Source organism: Aeromonas sp. HMWF014, from assembly GCF_963878295.1.
GTDB lineage: Bacteria > Pseudomonadota > Gammaproteobacteria > Enterobacterales > Aeromonadaceae > Aeromonas > Aeromonas popoffii.
The window spans coordinates 1-4,338 of the sequence record NZ_CAWNYS010000287.1; the positions used below are offsets into that span (position 1 = coordinate 1).

The 4,338-nt window shown below is 64.8% G+C and carries 3 protein-coding genes and 1 pseudogene; 2 read left to right on the forward strand and 2 right to left on the reverse strand.

Features of this window, described 5'->3' with window-relative positions:
* Together AAC083_RS11930 and AAC083_RS11935 are read left to right on the forward strand one after the other, a co-directional pair.
* The coding region (locus AAC083_RS11930; protein ID WP_108536711.1) for a TonB-dependent copper receptor at nt 1-1,714 on the forward strand (1,714 nt) is incomplete at its 5' end.
* A gap of 121 nt (nt 1,715-1,835) precedes the next feature.
* Nucleotides 1,836-3,443, forward strand: a complete 1,608-nt coding sequence (locus AAC083_RS11935; protein ID WP_108536712.1) for an alpha-amylase family protein — start codon at nt 1,836-1,838, stop codon at nt 3,441-3,443.
* Nucleotides 3,444-3,503: 60 nt separating this feature from the next.
* Here the strand turns inward: AAC083_RS11935 and AAC083_RS11940 are convergent, their stop codons facing one another.
* Together AAC083_RS11940 and AAC083_RS11945 are read right to left on the reverse strand one after the other, a co-directional pair.
* Nucleotides 3,504-4,040 carry an MgtC/SapB family protein gene (locus AAC083_RS11940; RefSeq protein ID WP_042039163.1) on the reverse strand — a complete coding sequence of 179 codons (537 nt, stop codon included), beginning with the start codon at nt 4,038-4,040 and terminating at the stop codon, nt 3,504-3,506.
* A gap of 24 nt (nt 4,041-4,064) precedes the next feature.
* Nucleotides 4,065-4,338, reverse strand: a pseudogene (locus AAC083_RS11945) (RimK family alpha-L-glutamate ligase); the annotation flags it as partial.

Here is a 4,338-nt window from a genome sequence, read left to right on the forward strand (position 1 = left end):
GTTGCGGGGGATGGGGATGTCCCGCCTCAATGTGCAGATGGATGGTGGCATGCTGGCCGGTGGCTGCGGCGGCCGCATGGATCCGCCCACCGCCTATGTGTTTCCCCAATCCTTCGACCGGATCCGGGTGCTGAAGGGGCCGCAATCCCTCGAGCAGGGCGCGACCCTGGCGGGCACTGTGCTGTTCGAACGCGACCGGCCCGAGTTCACGGCCCCCGGCGTCAAGGCAGAGGCCTCGGCGCTCTATGGCAGCTTCGGGCGTGACGACCAGATGCTGGATGCCACTGTCGGTTCCCCCGAGGGTTATCTGCGCGGTCAGTTCACCCACTCCGACAGCGATGACTATCGAGATGGCCATGGCGACAGGGTGCGCTCTTTCTATCGCCGGGAGAATGGCACCGCCCAGCTTGGCTGGACGCCGGGGGAGCACAGCTGGCTCGAACTCACCGCCGAGCGCAGCAATGCCCGCGCCGCTTATGCGGATCGCACCATGGACGGCCCCATGTTCGATAGGGAGTCCTTCGGCCTCAAGCTCAGGCAGGATCAGATCAGCAGCCATTGGCAGCGCAGCGAGCTGACCCTGTGGGACAACGACATAGACCACATCATGGACAACTTCAGTCTGCGGCAAAGCAGCGGTATGAAGATGCTCTCCAACCCGGATCGGCGCAATACCGGCGGCCGCTGGGCTAACGACATCGCCCTGCCGGCGGACTGGCTGCTGACCGCCGGGTTCGATGCCAACCGGGATCAGCACAGGGCCCGCAGCGGGGTCGATTACGCCAGCCAGCCGCGTCAGCGTACCCTGCGTTTCGAACAGCAGGGGGGCTTCACCGAGCTGGGCCGCCAGCAGGGATCGCACAGTTACAAGGGGGGATATCGGCAGGACAGGGTCGAGACCACCCGCTATGGCGCAGGGGATCAGACCCTCTACAGCGATACCCTGACTCTGGGCAGCGGCTTTGGCCGCTACGAATATCAGTGGTCGCCAGCCTGGTCCGGCTATCTGGCCTGGGGTCAGGCCAAGCGGGCGCCGGACTACTGGGAGCGCAGCAAGGACAGCGTCCCTTTCACCCTCAATCCCGAACGCAGCCGCCAGTGGGATGCGGGGCTGGCCCTGCGCAGCAGCGAGCTGGACTTGACCCTCTCCCTGTTCAGCGCCGACATCAAGGATTACCTGCTCTATAACAACCAGTCGAACAAGGTGCGCAACATAGATGCCCAGACCCGGGGCGGTGAGCTGGAAGGGCGCTGGCAGTTTGCCGAGCAGTGGCGCCTCGATGGCGGCCTGGCGGTGGTCTACGGCGAAAACCACAGCGACCACCAGCCGTTGGCACAGATGCCGCCGCTCGATGGCAAGCTGGCGCTTGGCTGGCAACCGGCCGAGGCGTGGAACGTCACCCTGCTTGGCCGCGCTGTTGCCGCGCAGGGCAGGGTGGATGTGGGCGCTGGCACGGTCGCGGGTCAGGATCAGGGGGAAACCCCCGGCTTCTTCACCCTGAACCTGAGCGGTGCCTGGCAGTTTGCAGAGCGGTGGCAGCTGTCGGCCGGGGTGGACAACCTGTTCGACACCTTTTATTACGAGCACCTCTCCAAGTCGGTGCACGCCAGTCAGGCGGGGCTGGGCTATGAACAGGTCGGTCGCATTCCGGAGCCGGGTCGCGCCGTCTGGCTCTCCCTCAACTACCGTTTCGCCTCCGCTGGCGTGCTCTAGGCGAGTGAGCGTTGGCTGAGGCAGGTAACGTTTTCAGTCACGGACCGGTACTGGCGGGGCCGTTATCATGGCCCCGAAGTGGCGCCTTCTGCGCTGATATCACCCCAGCGGGAACATAACAATGAAACAAGGAACGTTGCGCTATGGCGGCCTGCTCGGGGCCGCCCTGTTACTGACGGCGTGCGGCAGTGGATCCCGCAGCGAGCCCCAGCCCCCCGTGGTCAATCCGCCGCTTGCCACCGCCAGCCGCGCCTGTCACGGCCATGATCAGCCCGCCTGCAACCTGCGCACCTATCAGGTGATGGTGGAATCCTTCGTCGATGGCGATAACGCCGCCAACTACGGCGTCGGTTACGGCCCCTCCCGGCACAACGGCGATCTGCAGGGGATCATCGACAGCCTGGATCACATCAAGAGTCTCAACGTCAACGCCATCTGGCTCACCCCGGTATTCGACTTTTGCGCCGGTCAGGGCGGGGATGACAAGCTCGATGCCACCGGCTACTTCGCCTGTGACTTCTTCACCGTGGATCCCCGCTTTGGCAGCAATGCCCAGCTCAAACAGCTGGTGGATGCGGCGCACCAGCGCGGCCTCTATCTCTTCCTCGACGGGGTGTTTGGCCACGTCAACAAGGTGGGGGTGAGTAAGCCGTCGCCAGAGGGGCGCCGGCCTGCTCTCAAGAGCGGCGGTGCCGATTATCCCGGTCAGCTGGTGGATTACAGCCAGCCGCAGAGCCTTGCCTACTTCAAGGAGGTGGCCCGTTACTGGGTCGAGCAGTATGGCATCGACGGTTGGCGCCTCGATCAGGCCTATCAGCTGGGGCTGGACGAGTGGCGCGCCATTCGCGGCGAAGTGGAGCGGGCCAGCGCAGCGCGCAAGGCAGCCGGTCAGCAGTGGGGCACCCTCGGCTACATGGTGAGCGAGGTATGGAAGGGGGCCGACGAGATCCGTGCCCAGGCTTACGGCCCGAGCGACAATCCGGCGCTCGCCTCAGCGTTCGACTTCCCGCTGCGCTACGGCCTGGTGCAGGCACTGGCGGTGGAGGAGTCCGGTAAGGGGGGGCAGGGCGCCAGCGTGCTCGATGCCAGCTGGAACAAGGTGGAGAGTTACCCCAGTCACGCCATGCCCAACCTGATGCTGGGTAACCACGATCTGGTGCGTTTCGGCGATCTGCTGGAGCGCGGCCGCTTCAAACCGGCCGAGTACTGGTTGCGTCACAAGGCGGCTTTCAGCTTCCTGGCGGCTCGCTCTGGCCCCATCACCTTCTATTACGGCGAGGAGTTTGGTGACGAGGTGCCGGGTTTTACCAAGCAGGTAAGCGGTGATTGCGCGGCGCAGGGGCTCTGTGACGATCACGTGGCCCGCAGCGATGGCAAGGTGCCCGGCGTTACCGGCTTCGTGCCCAGTGCCGAACAGGCTGAGCTGAAAGAGTGGCTCGCCAGGCTGCTGGCCCTGCGTGCCAAGCATCCCGCCCTCTATCAGGGGGAGCGGGTCAAGCTGGTGGTCGATGGCAGCGTCTATGGCGACATCAAGCAGACGGCGGGTGAGCAGATCGTCTACTTGCTCAACGTCTCCAGCACGCCCCAGAGCTATGCCCTGCCGGTCGGCAAATTACGCAGTGGCAGCACCCTGCTGGATCTGCAAAGTGGCGAGAGCCTGACCACAGGTGGCAGCAGCGTGACGGTGGACTTGCCGCCGCTGAGCGGCCGCTTCCTGCTGCTGCAATAAGATGGCTGACAGCAAAAGGGCTCCTGCGGGAGCCCTTTTCATTGGCAAATCGAGGCGGGATCACTTCTCGATGCCGCTGCCCAGCTCCTTTTGAGGGGCGTTGGTGGCGGGGGGGTGACCATTGCCGTGGCGCCAGTTCTCCAGCCGGTTGTGCACGCCGCGGCGCAGGCTCTTGAAGCTGGTCTCGAGATAATCCACTCCCACCAGGATGGCCAGGGTGACACCGGTGAGCAGCACGGCCTGATGCAGCATCTGCATGCCGATGAGGGCGCCGAGGGCCGCCAGCATCCAGACGGTGGCGGCCGAGGTCACCCCCAGCACCTGACCATCCCGGGTCATCATGACGCCGGCGCCGAGAAAGCCGATGCCTGTGATGAGCTGACCCAGTACCCGCGCCTGATCGGCGCTTTCCGGGCTGACGGCGGCACCGATGGCGAGAAAGCAGTAAGTGCCGAGAATGATGAGCGAAGAAGTGCGGATCCCGACCGGCTTGCCGCGCAGTTGCCGCTCCACCCCCACGAGAGTGCCACACACCAGGCAGGCCAGGATGTTCTCCCAGCCAAGGGGCGCTATGTCCCACCAATCAGTTGTCATCATAATCACCTCTGCTGTCGATGCTTGTTATCCTGCCGCGCTCTGCCCCCGGTTTTCCAGCCGTTGCCGGAAGGCCCTGGCCAGGCGCTCGTAGAGGTCCTTTGCCTCCCTGTCCTCAATATCGCCACGTATCCAGGGATTGTCGATGATTTCCAGCAGCACGCAGTCGCGATCCTGCTGGCGCAGATCCACCCCGAACAGGCCATTGCCGAGCTGGTGCACGGCGCGGCGGGCGGTCTGCAGCACCCGCTCCGGCACCTCGGTGAGTGGCAGTGCTTCGATCCGGCTCATGTCGAGGGGG